General features: G+C 72.8%; 14 protein-coding genes. 7 read left to right on the top strand and 7 right to left on the bottom strand.

Going from position 1 to position 15,927, the window contains the following annotated elements:
• Positions 1 to 1,491, top strand: coding sequence for a glycoside hydrolase family 3 protein (locus tag ACIP4X_RS07095; protein ID WP_358729126.1), 1,491 nt, complete (start codon positions 1 to 3; stop codon positions 1,489 to 1,491).
• Positions 1,492 to 1,590: 99 nt separating this feature from the next.
• Here ACIP4X_RS07095 and nagB read toward each other — a convergent pair whose 3' ends face one another.
• Entirely contained in the window at positions 1,591 to 2,376 is a 786-nt protein-coding gene (gene nagB, locus ACIP4X_RS07090; RefSeq protein ID WP_391456776.1) for a glucosamine-6-phosphate deaminase, read from the bottom strand.
• 731 nt (positions 2,377 to 3,107) lie between these two features.
• Between nagB and ACIP4X_RS07085 the strand changes: the two genes are divergently transcribed.
• Positions 3,108 to 4,574, top strand: coding sequence for a PAS domain-containing sensor histidine kinase (locus tag ACIP4X_RS07085; protein ID WP_358729354.1), 1,467 nt, complete (start codon positions 3,108 to 3,110; stop codon positions 4,572 to 4,574).
• Between the two features lie 183 nt (positions 4,575 to 4,757).
• Here the strand turns inward: ACIP4X_RS07085 and ACIP4X_RS07080 are convergent, their stop codons facing one another.
• Positions 4,758 to 5,015, bottom strand: a complete 258-nt coding sequence (locus ACIP4X_RS07080; RefSeq protein WP_016639615.1) for a WhiB family transcriptional regulator — start codon at positions 5,013 to 5,015, stop codon at positions 4,758 to 4,760.
• Between the two features lie 316 nt (positions 5,016 to 5,331).
• Entirely contained in the window at positions 5,332 to 6,300 is a 969-nt protein-coding gene (locus ACIP4X_RS07075; RefSeq protein ID WP_358729130.1) for a diacylglycerol kinase family protein, read from the bottom strand.
• A gap of 116 nt (positions 6,301 to 6,416) precedes the next feature.
• Here ACIP4X_RS07075 and ACIP4X_RS07070 point away from each other — a divergent pair, with 116 nt between their 5' ends.
• The gene (locus tag ACIP4X_RS07070; RefSeq protein ID WP_391456779.1) at positions 6,417 to 6,899 is read left to right on the top strand and encodes a hypothetical protein; all 483 of its coding nucleotides are present in this window, start codon (positions 6,417 to 6,419) and stop codon (positions 6,897 to 6,899) included.
• A gap of 46 nt (positions 6,900 to 6,945) precedes the next feature.
• On the opposite strand, the gene ACIP4X_RS07065 is transcribed toward ACIP4X_RS07070, so the two are convergent.
• From ACIP4X_RS07065 to ACIP4X_RS07055, 3 genes are all read right to left on the bottom strand, one after another.
• Positions 6,946 to 8,061 carry a SigB/SigF/SigG family RNA polymerase sigma factor gene (locus ACIP4X_RS07065; RefSeq protein WP_391456781.1) on the bottom strand — a complete coding sequence of 372 codons (1,116 nt, stop codon included), beginning with the start codon at positions 8,059 to 8,061 and terminating at the stop codon, positions 6,946 to 6,948.
• A 17-nt stretch (positions 8,062 to 8,078) separates the two neighbouring features.
• Positions 8,079 to 8,495: an anti-sigma regulatory factor gene (locus ACIP4X_RS07060; RefSeq protein ID WP_146465655.1), complete on the bottom strand. Its 417-nt coding sequence runs from the start codon at positions 8,493 to 8,495 to the stop codon at positions 8,079 to 8,081.
• A gap of 250 nt (positions 8,496 to 8,745) precedes the next feature.
• The gene (locus ACIP4X_RS07055; protein WP_358729135.1) at positions 8,746 to 9,006 is read right to left on the bottom strand and encodes a UBP-type zinc finger domain-containing protein; all 261 of its coding nucleotides are present in this window, start codon (positions 9,004 to 9,006) and stop codon (positions 8,746 to 8,748) included.
• A 77-nt stretch (positions 9,007 to 9,083) separates the two neighbouring features.
• On the opposite strand from ACIP4X_RS07055, the gene ACIP4X_RS07050 reads away from it, so the two are divergent.
• A complete protein-coding gene (locus ACIP4X_RS07050) occupies positions 9,084 to 10,679 on the top strand; it encodes a Na+/H+ antiporter (RefSeq protein ID WP_358729137.1) in 1,596 nt (531 codons plus the stop codon).
• Between the two features lie 554 nt (positions 10,680 to 11,233).
• Here the strand turns inward: ACIP4X_RS07050 and ACIP4X_RS07045 are convergent.
• Complete coding sequence (locus ACIP4X_RS07045) at positions 11,234 to 12,151, bottom strand: pyridoxal-phosphate dependent enzyme (protein WP_391456783.1); 918 nt, start codon at positions 12,149 to 12,151, stop codon at positions 11,234 to 11,236.
• A 222-nt stretch (positions 12,152 to 12,373) separates the two neighbouring features.
• Between ACIP4X_RS07045 and ACIP4X_RS07040 the strand changes: the two genes are divergently transcribed.
• From ACIP4X_RS07040 to ACIP4X_RS07030, 3 genes are all read left to right on the top strand, one after another.
• Entirely contained in the window at positions 12,374 to 13,780 is a 1,407-nt protein-coding gene (locus ACIP4X_RS07040) for a family 2B encapsulin nanocompartment shell protein (RefSeq protein WP_391456785.1), read from the top strand.
• 126 nt (positions 13,781 to 13,906) lie between these two features.
• Positions 13,907 to 15,073 (top strand): family 2 encapsulin nanocompartment cargo protein polyprenyl transferase, encoded by a 1,167-nt coding sequence (locus tag ACIP4X_RS07035; protein WP_391456787.1) that lies wholly within the window; start codon positions 13,907 to 13,909, stop codon positions 15,071 to 15,073.
• Positions 15,074 to 15,247: 174 nt separating this feature from the next.
• Positions 15,248 to 15,871 carry a GNAT family N-acetyltransferase gene (locus tag ACIP4X_RS07030; protein WP_391456789.1) on the top strand — a complete coding sequence of 208 codons (624 nt, stop codon included), beginning with the start codon at positions 15,248 to 15,250 and terminating at the stop codon, positions 15,869 to 15,871.
• The last annotated feature ends 56 nt before the right edge of the window (positions 15,872 to 15,927 follow it).

Genomic DNA, 15,927 nt, shown 5'->3' with positions numbered 1-15,927 from the left:
ATGACGACAATCGCCAGCGGCACCGACACACTCACCCGCGACGCGCTGACCGTCCTCCAGCCGGGCTTCACCGGGACCACGGCCCCCGACTGGCTGCTCCGGCGGCTCGGTGAGGGCCTCTCCTCGGTCGGACTGTTCGGCCGGAACATCGCCTCGCCCGAACAGTTGTCCGCCCTCACGGCCCAGTTGCGCGCCGAACGCGAGGACGTCCTGGTCGCCATCGACGAGGAGGGCGGCGACGTCACCCGTCTGGAGGTGCGCACCGGCTCCAGCTTCCCCGGCAACCACGCGCTGGGCGCGGTGGACGACGTGGACCTGACCGAGGCCGTCGCCCGTGAACTCGGCAGGCGGCTGGCCGAGTGCGGAGTGAACCTCAACTGGGCGCCCTCCGCCGACGTCAACTCCAACCCCGGCAACCCGGTCATCGGCGTACGGTCCTTCGGCGCCTCCACCGACCTGGCCGCCCGGCACACCGCCGCCTATGTCACCGGCCTCCAGTCCGCGGGGGTCGCCGCCTGCACCAAGCACTTCCCCGGGCACGGCGACACCGCCGTGGACTCCCACCACGCGATGCCCCGCATCGACGTGGACGCCGAGGTCCTCCAGGCGCGCGAACTGGCCCCGTTCCGCGCGGCGATCGCCGCCGGCAGCAAGGCCGTGATGAGCGCGCACATCCTGGTTCCGGCCCTGGACCCGGAGCTTCCGGCAACGTTGTCCCGCCGGGTGCTGACCGACCTCCTGCGCGGCGAACTCGGCTACGAGGGCCTGATCGTCACCGACGGCATGGAGATGCGGGCCATCGCGGACAACTACGGCATCCGGCGCGGCAGCGTCCTGGCCGTCGCCGCCGGGGCCGACGCGATCTGCGTGGGCGGCGGACTGGCCGACGACGAGACCGTGACCGGTCTGCGCGACGCCCTGGTCGCCGCGGTCCGCTCCGGGGAACTGCCCGAGGAACGGCTGGCGGACGCGGCCGAACGGGTCCGCGCCCTCGCCCGCTGGACCGCCGCGGCCGGGAGCCGGGCCGGGGCGCGGGGCGTCGCCGACCCGGAGGTCGGACTGCGGGCGGCCCGGCGCGCGCTGCGCGTCACCGCCGCGGAGGACTTCACCCCGCTCACGGACCCGCCCTACGTCGCCGCCCTCACCCCCGTCGCCAACATCGCCGTCGGTGACGAGACCCCGTGGGGCGTGGCCGCGGAGCTCGGCCGCCTCCTGCCGGGCACCCGGACGGGCAGCTTCGCCGGCGAGGACGCGGCGCGCGCGGCCCTCCAGGAGGCCGGCACCCGGCGGGTGGTGGCCGTCGTCCGTGACGAGCACCGCCACCCCTGGATGGCGGCGGCCCTGGACACCCTGCTCGCGGCCCGCCCGGACACGGTGATCATCGAGATGGGCGTGCCCCAGGCCCCCGCGCGCGGCGCCCTCCACATCGCCACCCACGGCGCGGCCCGCGTCTGCGGCAGGGCGGCGGCGGAGGTCCTCACGGGCGCGTGATCCGCCCACCGGCCCCGCGCCGCGGCCGGGCCGCACGGCCGCCGACGCGATGACGCCGGCCACCCCCAGGGGGGTGGCCGGCGTCAGGCGGTCCGGGGGTCAGATGCCCTGCCAGTCCGGCTTGTTGACGTAGGTGTGGCGGAAGTAGTCGGCCAGCTTCAGCTTGGACGCGGCGGCCTCGTCGGCGACGACCGTGGCGTGCGGGTGGAGCTGGAGTGCCGAGGCGGGGCAGACGGCGGCCAGCGGACCCTCGACGGTCGCCGCGACCGCGTCCGCCTTGCCCTCGCCCGTGGCCAGCAGCACCAGGTGCCGGGCCTCCAGGATCGTCCCGATGCCCTGCGTGATGACGTGGTGCGGCACCTGCTCGACGTCGCCGTCGAAGAAGCGCGCGTTGTCGGCGCGGGTCTGCTCGGTCAGGGTCTTGATCCGGGTGCGCGAGGCGAGCGACGAGCACGGCTCGTTGAACCCGATGTGCCCGTCCGTCCCGATCCCGAGCAGTTGCAGGTCGACGCCGCCGGCCTCGGCGAGCGCCCGGTCGTAGGCCGCGCAGGCCGAACGGACGTCGTCGGCCGTGCCGTCGGGCCCGAGGAAGGCGTCCATCCCGATGCCGAGCGGCTCCAGCACCTCCCGGCGCAGTACCGAGCGGTAGGACTCGGGGTGCTCGGCGGGCAGCCCCACGTACTCGTCGAGCTGGGCGATCCGCGCCCGCGAGAGGTCCGCCGCTCCGGAGCGCACCTTGGCCGCCAGCGCCTCGTACACGGGCAGGGGAGTGGAGCCCGTGGCCACGCCGAGCAGGGCGTCGGGCTTGCGCCGGAGCAGCTGCGCCATCGCCTCGGCGATGAGTTCGCCGCCCGCTCTGGCATCCGGAACGATGACAACTTCCACGCTGGGGCCTGCCGATCTGAAGTGGATCTGAAGGGGACGGACCCGGTAATGGGGGTCGTGTGGTTTAGACCAATCCAAGCCCAATCTAACAGAGTCGGGCCTCTGCGCGTCGCGCCCGTCCGCCCGTGGGACGGAGGCGGCGGGGGCGGACGCCCGGACCCGGACCGCGACCGGCGTACGACGGCGTGAGCCGGGGGGAGTCGAGGCGCTCACGGAAATCACCCCGCCATCCGGTCCCGCCGCCGGGCGGGGCGGGCTAGGCTGCGGGGGACACGCCGGAAGTTCCGGAAGTTCCGGTCAGCCGACCGGAGCGGGATCCGCCCCGACCGGTCGTCCGGTGAAGAAAACGCAACAACCGCCGTCCCGCGCATGGACAGGGCAAGTGGTCTAGTCCAGAATGCTGCGGAGACGTCTCGAAGAGCGCACACGCGCGGCCCCGCCCGCGTACGACAGGTGAACGCACGAGCCTCCGCCTTCCCCGCACAGGAGGGCGGACCGAGGATCCGGAGCTCTCTGCCCTGACTGCCCCGGTTCCTCATCCTTCGGCCGACCGGGACCGCACGCCCGCGGCCGATGCTGCTCCGGGCTGCGGTGCCGGGAGGGTTGAGGGTCCCTCTCAGGCGCCGCGGCCCGCGGGTGTCTCCGTGGCCCCCGCGCCTCCGCAGCCTTCTTCGCATTCGCACGATTCGGGCCCGCACACATGCCCGGGTACGCTCGCAGACGTGCCCTCCATGAACGAACTCGTACGCCAGCACACCGCGCTCGACGACTCCGATCTCGAGTGGCTGCACATGCTGGTCTCGGAGTGGCAGCTGCTCTCCGACCTGTCCTTCGCCGACCTGGTCCTGTGGGTCCCCACCCTGGACGGCACCCGGTACGTCTCGGTCGCCCAGATGCGGCCCAACACGGGACCCACCTCATACCAGAACGACATGGTCGGCCACCTCGTCCCGCGCGGCCGCCGCCCGATGCTGGACGCCGCGCTCGACGAGGGCCGGATCGTGCGGGAGGGCGACCCCGAGTGGCGCGAGGAGGTCCCGGTCCGCGTCGAGTCCATCCCGGTACGACGGCAGGGACGCGTCCTCGGCGTCATCGCGCGCAACACCAACCTGCTCACCGTGCGCACCCCGAGCCGGCTGGAGCTGACGTATCTGCAGAGCGCCTCCGACCTGGCGCAGATGATCGCGGCCGGCTCCTTCCCGTTCCCGGACCAGCAGGTCGACATGGACGCCTCGCCCCGCGTCGGCGACGGCCTGATCCGGCTGGACGCGGACGGCATCGTCCAGTACGCCTCGCCCAACGCGCTCTCCGCCTACCACCGCCTCGGCCTCGCCGCCGACCTCGTCGGCCACCACCTCGGCGAGACCACCGCCGAACTCGCCCCCTCCCGGGCCCCGGTGGACGAGGCCCTGGTGAAGCTGGCCAGTGGCTGGGCGCCCCGGGAGTTCGAGATCGAGGCCCACGACGGGGTGATCCAGTTCCGGGCCATCCCGCTCAAACCCAAGGGCACGCGCATAGGTTCGCTGGTGCTGCTGAGGGACGTGACCGAACTGCGCCGCCGCGAGCGGGAGTTGATCACCAAGGACGCGACGATCCGGGAGATCCACCACCGGGTCAAGAACAACCTCCAGACGGTGGCGGCCCTGCTCAGGCTGCAGGCCCGGCGCATCGAGTCGGCGCGCGGCCGCGAGGCCCTGGAGGAGGCGGTCCGCCGGGTCGGCTCGATCGCCATCGTGCACGAGACGCTGTCCCAGAACCTGGACGAGCGCGTGGAGTTCGACGAGATCGCCGACCGGGTGCTCGCGATGGTCGCCGAGATCTCACCGGGCAAGGTGACCGGCCGGCGCAGCGGCCGCTTCGGGATCCTGGACGCGGAGGTCGCCACCCCGCTCTCCATGGTGCTGACCGAGGTCCTGCAGAACGCCCTGGAACACGGCTTCCGCGAGGGCGAGACGGGGACGGTGGAGGTCTCCGCGGTCCGCGGCGGCACCTCGCGCGAGGCCCGACTGCTCGTCACCGTCCAGGACGACGGCGTGGGTCTGCCCGACGGCTTCGACCCGCACAGCTCGGGCAACCTCGGCCTGCAGATCGTACGGACCCTGGTCGAGGGGGAGTTGGGCGGCACCTTCGACATGGTGCCGGCCCCGGAGCGCGGCACCCGGGTGATCCTCGACATCCCCGTGCAGACGCACAAGTAGCCCGCGCGGCAGAAGCGTCGGACCCCGCACAGCAAAGAGCCCCGGACCGAAGTCGGTCCGGGGCCAGTCGCTCGTTGCGTCCTGTGTGCGCATCGGGGGTACTGCGCGCTGCGGCTCGGGGGCGGGAGATGCGTACTCGTTGCACGCGCCGCCAAGCTCAGGCTGTCAGCGGGGTGGCTGTGGTCAGGCGGAGGCCTGACGAGCCCGGTTGCGGGCGGCGCGGCGCTTCATCGCACGACGCTCGTCCTCGCTGAGACCACCCCAGACGCCGGAGTCCTGACCGGACTCGAGCGCCCACTGCAGGCACTGCTCCATAACGGGGCAGCGACGGCAGACGGCCTTGGCTTCCTCGATCTGCAGCAGCGCGGGACCGGTGTTGCCGATGGGGAAGAACAGCTCGGGGTCTTCCTCGCGGCAAACGGCGTTGTGACGCCAGTCCATGGCTGCTACCTCTCTTGGTCTTACATACGGTTGCTTGTGAATGTGAACGCTTTCACGAATCCCTCGACAAGGGAAGGGCCGACTGCCAGGTTCCCTGGTGTGGTCCTGTGATTCGTAGAGGGGTTCCGGTGATCTCTGGGGCCCGTGTGGTGGGCCGTCCCGATCGCCACGTAGAGACTCGCAAACCTCAGCGGCGGATACAACCCCTTCCGGAAAGTTTTTTTTGATTCCTCGGTGTCGACTAGGTCACAGCCGTACTTCCATGGGGTGGATCCTGGCCTAAACGTTCGAGTGAAAGGACTTTCGCCTCTTCTACTCACACAATCACACGCAGTGCACGGCGTACGCCTGTGAACGTCACGCTTCGACGCAGTCCCAGGTGGTCACCGTCCATCTGGAGGGGGAGCGGCACCTTCGAATGCAAGGTGAAGCGGCTCAGATCGTGCAGGGAGGTCGCATGCCTGCCCTGGGGTCCGCGCTCGGGGGACGAAGTGAGCAACTGGGTGCCATACCGGGCAACCGCGGCGGTCGACAGGCGGCTGAGACCGAGCACATCGAGCCCGGTATCGAACGAGGCCTTAGGTGACGTGTACATCGGACGATTGCCGAGATACGTCCACGGCGAGGTGTTCGAGACTATCGCCACCACCAGTTCGGTCAGCGGATCCTCCCCGGCGCGCTCCAGGGTGATCGCCCCGCGCCGCCGGCTCGACTCCCCGAGGAACTGGCGGACCACCTGCCGTACGTACAGGGCGTGCGTGGACTTCCTGCCGCGCTCGCGCTGCTGCTCCACCCGGCCGACCACACCGGCGTCGAAACCGAGCCCGGCGTTGAAGGTGAACCAGCGCTCCGGCACCGCCGCGTCGCCGGTGCCCGGCGTGCCCGAGGCCAGACCCAGGCCGACGGTGCGCTCGCTGCCCAGGCGCAGGGCGTCCAGGATCGCGCCGGTGGCCTCCACGGCGTCGTTGGGCAGGCCCAGCGCGCGGGCGAAGACGTTGGTGGAGCCGCCGGGCACCACCGCCAGGCGGGGCAGGCGCTCGGGGTTCGGGCCGCGGTGCAGCAGACCGTTGACGACCTCGTTGACCGTGCCGTCGCCGCCGAGGGCCACCACCAGGTCGATGTCGTCGCTGTCCGCGGCCTGCCGGCCCAGGTCGCGGGCGTGGCCGCGGTACTCGGTGGTGACCGCGTCCAGCTTCATCTCGCTGGCGAGCGCGTGGATCAGGACGTCGCGCGTACGTGCGCTTGTGGTGGTTGCCGCCGGGTTGACCACGAGAAGTGCACGCATGAGGTGCAGCGTACCTACCGGACAGTACCGACCCCACCCCGAGGTAGGGATCCGGTAAGAGGACGGGGCGTGAGCCTGCACACGGTGGCCGGGGCCGCGAGGGCTACCCTGCTGGAGTGAGCAGTGACCGCGAAACCGCACCGAAGACCGAGCCCACGGACGCCACGGACACGGCGGACACCGCCGGTCCGCGCCCGCGGCGGCTGACGTACGCGGCGGCGCTGGCCGGGCTGGAAGGGCTCGTGCTGGTCGTCGGCGGGATCTGGATGCTCGTCGCGGGCGCCACCGGCCACGAGGGCGACCGGCAGACCGGCGTCACCGGCGGCATCACGGTGCTCGTGCTCGCGCTGCTGCCGCTGCTCGCCGCCCGCGGACTGCTGCTGCGCCGCGGCTGGAGCCGGGGGCCGGCGGTCATCACGCAGATCATGGCGCTGCCCGTCGCCTACAACCTGCTGCGGTCCGACGGCCTCGCCATCCCGGCCGGCATCGTGCTCGCCGTGGTGGCCGTCACGTCGCTGGTGCTGCTCGTCAACCCGGAGACGACCAGGGCCCTCGACATCAGGGGCCCGGGCCGGGCCGGGGAGACCGGGCAGCGGTAACCGGCAACGGCCGACCTCCGCCCCGGCCGTCCCGGTCCCTCTTCTCCTACTCCTCCACGAGCAGCTTCTCCCGCAGCTGGGCCAGTGTGCGGGCCAGCAGCCGGGAGACGTGCATCTGCGAGATGCCGACCTCCTGCGCGATCTGCGACTGGGTCATGTTGCCGAAGAAGCGCAGCAGCAGGATCCGCTTCTCGCGCGGCGGCAGATCCTCCAGCAGCGGCTTCAGCGACTCCCGGTACTCCACGCCCTCCAGCGCCTCGTCCTCGGCGCCGAGGGTGTCCGCGACCGCCGGGGACTCGTCGTCCGTGTCGGGGACGTCCAGGGACAGCGTGGAGTAGGCGTTGGCCGACTCCAGGCCCTCCAGCACCTCCTCCTCGGAGATGGCGAGCTTCTCCGCCAGCTCGTGCACCGTGGGGGAGCGGCCGTGGAGCTGGGACAGCTCGGCCGTCGCGGTGGTCAGCGCCAGACGCAGTTCCTGGAGCCGGCGCGGCACGCGCACCGCCCAGCCCTTGTCCCGGAAGTGCCGCTTGATCTCGCCGACGACCGTCGGAGTGGCGTACGTGGAGAACTCCACGCCGCGGTCCGGGTCGAACCGGTCGACCGACTTGATCAGGCCGATGGTGGCGACCTGGGTGAGGTCGTCCAGCGGCTCGCCGCGGTTGCGGAAGCGGCGCGCGAGATGCTCGACGAGCGGCAGGTGCATGCGGACGAGCTGGTTGCGCAGCTCGGCGTACTGCGGGCTGCCCTCCTGCAGGGCGCGCAGCTCGACGAACATCGCACGTGCGCCACTGCGGTCGTGCGGGTCGTGCCGCGCGTTGTGCACGATCGGCGCGGCGCGCGATCCGTCCTCGCCGTTGCGCTCGTGCTCGCTCATCGTCCCGCCCGTCGCCCTTCCCCGAGCCCTCGCCTCCTTCCCCGAGTTCTCGCCTTCGCTCGAACGGGGGGAGTCCCCGTGAGGGGGAGGGCCGCCGTGGCCGGCGACCAGCGGCTCGTCCTCCGGGTGCGGCCTGGCCTGCTCCGGGATGCCGTCGATACCGTCCGCCGCGCGCCGGGCCGCGGCCGGACCGCCCCGGGCGGCCCCGCCCGGAGCCCCGGCCCCGTCCGCGCGCGCCGGGGTCCCGCCCTCGGGCAGCTCCCGTGTGCCGCGCTCTTCGTCCCGCACCGGACCGTCCCCGTTCCTCACGCCGGCCCGGGTCCCGCGCCGCGCTGTTTGTAGAGGCTGATCGACACGGTCTTGTCGTCGTCCACGGCGGAGGAGACCTTGCCCGCGAGCGCGGACAGGACGGTCCAGGCGAACGTGTCCCGCGAAGGCGCGTGACCGTCCGTCGTCGGGGCCGAGACGGTGACCTCGAGCGAGTCGTCGACCAGCCGGAAGACACAGCTGAGCACCGAGCCGGGCACGGCCTGCTGGAGCAGGATCGCGCAGGCCTCGTCGACCGCGATGCGCAGGTCCTCGATCTCGTCGAGGGTGAAGTCCAAACGGGCCGCGAGGCCGGCCGTGGCCGTCCGCAGCACCGACAGGTAGGCACCCGCAGCCGGCAGCCGGACCTCCACGAAGTCCTGGTTCGCCGCGGGCTCGCCTGCGATCTGGGACACCCTCACCTCCAAGGTGGTACAAGCTTTCTCAGGGCCGGGGGCATCCCCCCGGGGCAACGCGATACATGGTTCAGCGGTGACGCTACCGCGCGCCCGGCCTTTCTGTCCCCGGGCCCCGACCCCTTGCTGTCACTCATAGTAAACCTACGGATACGCTCCGTGGCTAGGGGTCTGCGGGCCCAAATGGGAACGGCGGGCGCCGGGTTGACGTACCCAGACGTCAGACGGTCGAACCGTCCGCCGGTTCCCGTCACACGAGCACGTGGTCCACGAAGCACCAGCGCCAGTCCTCGCCGGGCTCGAAGGTCCGCATCACCGGATGCCCGGTGTCCTTGTGATGCTTGGTCGCATGCTGTCCCGGTGAGGAGTCGCAGCATCCGACGTGGCCACAGGACAGGCACAGCCGCAGCTGCACCGGATGCGTGCCGTCCGCCAGGCACTCCGGACACGTCTCGCACTCGGGCGCGGGCTCCGGGTGCGGCAGCGTGCCGGCGTGCGTGCACTGTTTCATGATTGCCAGATTACGACGCGCGTGCGGGTGACCGCGCGGAAAGCGGCAGGGCGACGAACGACGGGTGGGCGAGGACCATGGACGTAGTGCCGCTGCTGTTCCTGGTGGCGGGCAGCGCCGCGGTGGCCGGGGCCGCCCGGCGCACGCCAGTACCGGCGCCCCTGCTGCTGGTCGCGGCCGGACTGGCGGTCTCCTACGTCCCCGGGGTCCCCGCCTACGCCCTCGATCCCGGCGTGGTCCTGCCCCTGCTCCTGCCGCCGCTGCTGTACACCTCCGCCAGTGACAGCTCCTACCTCGACCTGCGCGCGCAACTGCGTCCCGTGGCGTTGCTCTCCGTCGGGTACGTACTGTTCGCGACCTTCGTGGTCGGCTGGGCCGCGTACCTGCTCGTGCCGGGACTGCCGCTGACCGCGGCGCTGGTCCTCGGCGCGGTGGTCGCGCCGCCGGACGCGGTCGCGGCGACGGCCGTGGCCCGGAGGGTAGGGCTCCCCTCGCGGATCACCACGATCCTCCAGGGCGAGTCCCTGCTCAACGACGCCACCGCGATCACCGCCTACCGGGTGGCGCTGGCCGCCGCGGTCGGCGAGGGCGCGACCTGGGCGGGTGGCGTGGGGGAGTTCCTGATCGCGGCGATCGGCGGCGTCGGCATCGGTCTGGTGGTGATGGCGCCGCTGCACTGGCTGCGCACCCACCTGAAGGAGGCGCTGCTGCAGAACACGCTCTCCCTGCTGATCCCGTTCGTCGCCTACGGCGTCGCCGAGCAGGTGCACGCCTCCGGAGTCCTGGCCGTCGTCACCGTCGCCCTCTACCTAGGGCACCGCGCCTGGGAGGTCGACTTCGCCACCCGGCTCCAGGAGGAGGCGGTGTGGAAGATGGTGGCGTTCGTCCTGGAGTCGTCGGTGTTCGCCCTCATCGGACTCCAGCTCCCGGTCGTCCTCAGAGGCCTCGGGACGTACTCGGGACCCGAGGCCGCCTGGTACGCGATCGCCGTCTTCCTGGTGGTCGTCGCCGCCCGGTTCGTGTGGGTGTACCCGGCGGCGTTCCTGCCCCGGCTGCTGTCCCGGCGCATCCGGGAGCGCGAGGAGAACCCCACCTGGAGGGGCGCGATGGTCACCGCGTGGGCCGGGATGCGGGGCGTGGTGTCCCTGGCCATCGCCTTCTCGATCCCGGTCACGCTGCACGACGGCGGCCCCTTCCCGAAACGGAACCTGCTGCTCTTCCTGACCTTCACGACGGTCATCGGGACCCTGGTGGTGCAGGGCCTGACCCTGCCGCCGCTGATCCGGCTGCTGAAGTTCCCCGAGCGCGACACGCGCGCGGAGACCCTGGCCGAGGCGAACGCGCAGGCGCAGGCGTCCCTGGCCGCCGAGCGGCGCCTGGAGGAACTCCTGACCGACGAGCGCAACGCCCTGCCCCCGCCGCTCGCCGACCGCCTCCGCACGGTCCTGGAGCGCCGCCGCAACTCCGTCTGGGAGCGCCTCGGCCAGGCCAACCCGGTCACCGGCGAGTCGGTCGACGACACCTACCGCCGCCTGTCCCGCGACGTGATCGGCGCCGAACGCGAGGTCTTCGTCCGCCTCCGCGACGGCCGCTACATCGACGACGAAATGCTGCGGACCTTGCTGCGCAGGCTGGACCTGGAGGAGGCGGCGGCGTACCGAGAGACGGCGTGAGGCCTTCGGCAGACCGGGCGGGGTCTCCGAGGGCTGCGGGGGTCCGGGTGCGGGGCCGCGTGGTGTGGGGAGGCGCCGGGCGGTCCTCGCGGAGGCCGCGTCGTCGGGTCCGAGGGCCGGGTCGGGGCGGGGTGCGGGGGGCCGGGTGTCGGGCGGTGTGGGGAGGTGCCGGGCGGGCCTTCCGGAGGCCGCGTCATCGCGTCGGGGTGCCGGGGCGGGGTGCGGGGGGCCGGGTGTCGGGCCGCGTGGCGTGGGGAGGTGCCGGGCGGGCCTTGCGGAGACCGCATCGTCGTGTTTGGGGCCGGGGCGGGGCGTGGGACAGCGTCGCCGCGTCCGGGTGCCCGGTCGGGGCATGAGGGTCCCGGGCGGCGCAGGCGGGTGCCGGGTGTGACGGCGGGGTGGCGGCGTCCGTCCGACGGGTGGCTCAGGCGGGCGCCGGGAAGGGCTTGCCCGAGACCGCCGGATGGCGGCGTCCGGTGGGCGGGTGGTTCAGGCGGGTGCCGGGGAGGGGCTGCCCGAGACCGTCGGGTGGCGGTGTCCGGTCGGCGGGCGGTTCAGACGAGCGCCGGGAAGGGGCTGCCCGTGACGACCGCGGCGATGGACGTGCCGCTCGGGAAGGCGTCCTCGGCGGCCAGGGTGACCAGGCCGTACAGCAGTTTGGCGACGTAGAGGCGTTCGACGGGGACGCCGTGCCGCGCGGTGAAGTCCTCGGCGAAGGCGTCGAGTTCGGCCGGGACACGGGCGTAGCCGCCGAAGTGGAAACGGTCGTCGAGCGACCACGCGCCGCGCCGGGCGCCGAAGGCCCGCTCCTGCAGGGCCTCGATGTCCGCCGCCAGGAAACCGCCCCTGAGGACCGGTATGCCGAGGGCGCGCCGACCGGGCGCGAGACCGGCTGCCAGGCCGGCCAGCGTGCCGCCGGTGCCGCAGGCCAGCGCGACGACGTCCGCGTGCTCGCCCAGCTCCTCGCCCAGGGCCCGGCAGCCGCGTACCGCCAGGGCGTTGCTGCCGCCCTCCGGGACCACATGCGCGCCCTCGGCGCCCGCGGCGCGCAGCAGGGCCGCCAGCGTCTCCGGCTCGGCCTTGCGGCGGTACGTCGACCGGTCGGTGAAGTGCAGCCGCATCCCGTCGGCCGCGCAACGCGCCAGGGAGGGGTTCAGCGGGCGCTCGGCCAGCTCCTGGCCACGGACCACACCGACCGTCGGCAGGCCCAGCAGGCGGCCCGCCGCGGCCGTCGCGCGCAGGTGGTTGGAGTAGGCGCCGCCGAAGGTCACGACCGTCCGGCCGGCCGCGGCCCGCAGGTTCGGGGCGAGTTTGCGCCACTTGTTGCCGATCAGCTCCGGGTGGATCAGATCGTCGCGCTTCAGGAGCAGCCGCAGTCCACGACGGGTGAACCGGTCGTCGGTGACCTCCTGGAGGGGCGAGGGCAGCCGGGGGGACAGCGCGGTGAGGCCGGGGGCGGCGGAGCGGGTCATCCGGCCATTGTCGCCGCCCGGCCAGGGAAGCGGCGCGGCCGGCGAGGCACGGCGAATCCGCTGGTCACGGAAAAGGGAACCGCAATTTCTGCCCGTGCCGGCAGTGATCCATTCCCGCTCTTTCGGGTAATAGCACGACCACGCTCCGTACTGGAAGGCTGGCGCACGCAAATCGATGCACGGCGCCGAGCGTGCCGGGCATGAGCGGGAGGGCAATTCTCTATGTCGGTAGGCGAAGAGGTCCGCACGGAGCAGGACCGGCCGCAGCAGAGCCTCGGCACCGCGGCCGCGCGGAACCTGGCCACCACCACCAAGTCCGTTCCCCAGATGCAGGAGATCAGCTCGCGCTGGCTGCTGCGCATGCTGCCCTGGGTCGACGTGCAGGGCGGCACGTACCGGGTGAACCGGCGGCTGACCTACGCCGTCGGCGACGGCCGCATCACCTTCGTGAAGACGGGCGACCGCGTCGACGTCATCCCGGCCGAGCTCGGCGAACTGCCGGCGCTGCGGGACTACGAGGACGACGAGGTGCTCTCGGAGCTCGCCCAGCGCTGCCGCCAGCGCGAGATCGAGGCGGGCCAGGTCATCGCCTCCTTCGGCAACCAGGCCGAGGAGGTGTACCTGCTGGCGCACGGCAGGGTCCAGAAGGTCGGCACCGGCCCCTACGGCGACGACCAGGTCCTCGGCGTCCTCGCCAACGGCGCGTACTTCGGCGAGCAGGCTCTCGTCGACCCGGACGCCATCTGGGAGTACACGGCCCGCGCGGACACCGCGTGCACCGTCCTCGTGCTGTCCCGCCGCGACGTCGAGCAGATCGCCGAGCGCGCCGATTCGCTGCGCGCCCACCTCCGGCAGCAGGCCTCGGCCTCCGGGCAGAACGCCAACAACTACGGGGAGAAGGCGGTCGAACTCGCCGCCGGACACAGCGGTGAGGCGGACATCCCGCACACCTTCGTCGACTACGAGGCCAGCCCCCGCGAGTACGAACTGAGCATCGCGCAGACCGTCCTGCGCATGCACACACGCGTGGCCGACCTCTACAACCAGCCGATGAACCAGACGGAGCAGCAGATCCGGCTGACCGTCGAGGCGTTGAAGGAGCGCCAGGAGCACGAGCTGATCAACAACCGTGACTTCGGCCTGCTCCACAACTGCGAGTACGACCAGCGGATCCACCCGCACGACGGCGTGCCGAGCCCCGACGACATGGACGAGCTGCTCAGCCGGCGCCGCGGCACCAAGCTGTTCCTCGCCCATCCGCGCGCGATCGCCGCGTTCGGCCGCGAGCTGAACAAGCGGGGCCTGGTCCCGGAGACCATCGACATGGGCGGCAACCGCATCCCCACCTGGCGCGGGGTGCCGATCTTCCCGTGCAACAAGATCCCGGTCACCGAGGCGCGGACCAGCTCGATCATCGCCCTGCGCACCGGCGAGGAGGACCAGGGCGTCATCGGGCTGCGCGCGAAGGGCATCCCCGACGAGATCGAGCCGAGCCTGTCCGTGCGGTTCATGGGCATCAACGAGCAGGCGGTCATCAAGTACCTGGTCACGGCCTACTTCTCGGCCGCGGTGCTGGTGCCGGACGCGCTGGGCGTCCTGGAGAACATCGAGGTCGGCCGTTGGCGCTGACCACGCGCGCCGGCTCCCGGTGTCCCGGCCCGCCGGGCCGGGTACACCCCGGGGGTACGCGCCCGGTTCCGGCTGCGGAAGCGCCACCGTCCGCGGTCTCTTCGCGGGGGATCGAATGTGGATCGGATGGTTGAGTTCATGACGGAGACGACGCGGCGCCCGACCGGCGTGCCCCGCCCCGCCGGGGCCGAGCGGCCGGCGGGACCCGGCTCCGCCGAGAGCCTTCTCCCCCGCCCCACCCCCGGTCGGGCGGGGGGCCCGGCCGCGCCCGACGGGCACGACGCGGCGGTGATCCTCGAACGCTCCCGGGCCTCGGTCGACCCCGAACTGCGGGCGGCCGTCACCTCCCTGCCCGCCTCGATGCGCCGGATCGCGCGCTACCACTTCGGCTGGGAGCACGCCGACGGCACCCCGGCCGCGGGCAACGGCGGCAAGGCGATCCGCCCGGCGCTGGTCCTCACGGCGGCCACCGCGCTGGGCGGGCCGCCCGCCCGGGCGGTGGCGGCACGGGCCGCGGCGGCGGTCGAGCTGGTCCACAACTTCACGCTGCTGCACGACGACGTGATGGACCGGGACGCCACCCGGCGGCACCGGCCCACGGCGTGGACGGTGTTCGGCGAGAACGACGCGATCCTCGCGGGGGACGCGCTCCAGGCGCTGGCCCTGGGACTGCTCGCCGAGAGCCGGCATCCGGCGTCACCGGCCGCCGCCGCCCGGCTCGCGGGCTGTGTCGTCGAACTCTGCGAGGGCCAGCGGGCGGACACCGCCCTGGAACAGCGCGCTCCGGGCGAGGTCACACTCGCCGAGGTGCTCGTCATGGCCGAGGCCAAGACGGGCGCGCTGCTCGGCTGCGCCTGTGCCGTGGGGGGTCTGTACGCGGGGGCGGGGGAGGAGGAGGTCGAGGCGCTGGACGCGTTCGGCCGGCAGGCGGGGCTCGCCTTCCAGCTCATCGACGACGTGATCGGCATATGGGGCGACCCGGCGCGCACCGGGAAACCGGCCGGTGCCGACCTCGCCGCCCGCAAGAAGTCCCTGCCGGTGGTCGCCGCGCTGACCTCCGGTACCCCGGACGCCGCCGAACTGGCCGAGCTGTACGCCCGGCCGCACCAGGAGGGGGAGGAGGAGTACCTGGCGCTGGTGGTGGAGCGGGCCGGTGGGCGGGACTGGGCGCAGGCCCAGGCGGCCGACCGGATGGCCCGGGCCGTGGCCGACCTGGCCCGCGCCGTACCGGATCCGGAGAACGCGGGGGGACTGCTGGCCCTGGCCGAGTTCGTGACCAGACGCTCCAGCTGATCCGGCCGGAGAAGACCCCGGAGCCACCGGGCCCGTACGGCTCCTGACCCCGTACGGCCGCCGTCGGCTCCGGTGCGGCGGACCCCGCACTGCCCCACGGTGTGCGGGGCCCGCCCCTTTCACCTAGGCTCAACTCCCGTATTCCAAGCGGCACTTGAGTTGAGAGGGCGGACCATGGGCGTGGGGATCCGGGCGGCGGGGGAAGGCGACCGGGAACTGGTCGTGCGACTGCTGGACGAGGCCTTCCAGGACGACCCGGTGAGCGGCTGGGTCTTCCCGGAGCGGGAGTACCGCCGTACGACCCACCACCGGCTGATGGCCGCCTTCACCGACATCGTGCTCGCTGAGGGCCGGATCGACGTGACCGAGGACGGCACGGCGTGCGCCCTGTGGCTGTCGATGCCGGCGGCCGACGGCGACGGCCCGGACGGCGCCGGCGACTCGGACGACGCCGTACGGCTGCGCGAGAGCGTCGACCCGGCGAACGCGCGGGTCGAGGAGATCGCCCGGCTGATGGCCGAATCCCACCCGGCGGACCGCGCCCACGAGTACCTGTGGATGATCGGCGTCGCCCCGGCCCACCAGGGCGAGGGCCTGGGCGGCGCCCTCGTCCAGCACGTCCTCGACCGCTGCGACCGCGAGGGCCTGCCCGCCTACCTGGAGGCCAGCAGCGAGCGCAGCACGAAGCTCTACGAACGCCTGGGCTTCACCTTCACCGACCACACCCTCGACCTCCCGGCAGGCCCCAGAATGTGGCCGATGTGGCGCGAACCCATCACCGACCAGGACAGGCACTGACAGCACACGGCCGTCCTCGCGGCCTCACCGGCCGCCCGTCCTCCGGAGTCGCCGAC

It is taken from the genome of Streptomyces sp. NPDC088817 (genome assembly GCF_044750345.1).
GTDB lineage: Bacteria > Actinomycetota > Actinomycetes > Streptomycetales > Streptomycetaceae > Streptomyces.
This window is presented reverse-complemented; position numbering and strand designations above follow the sequence as displayed.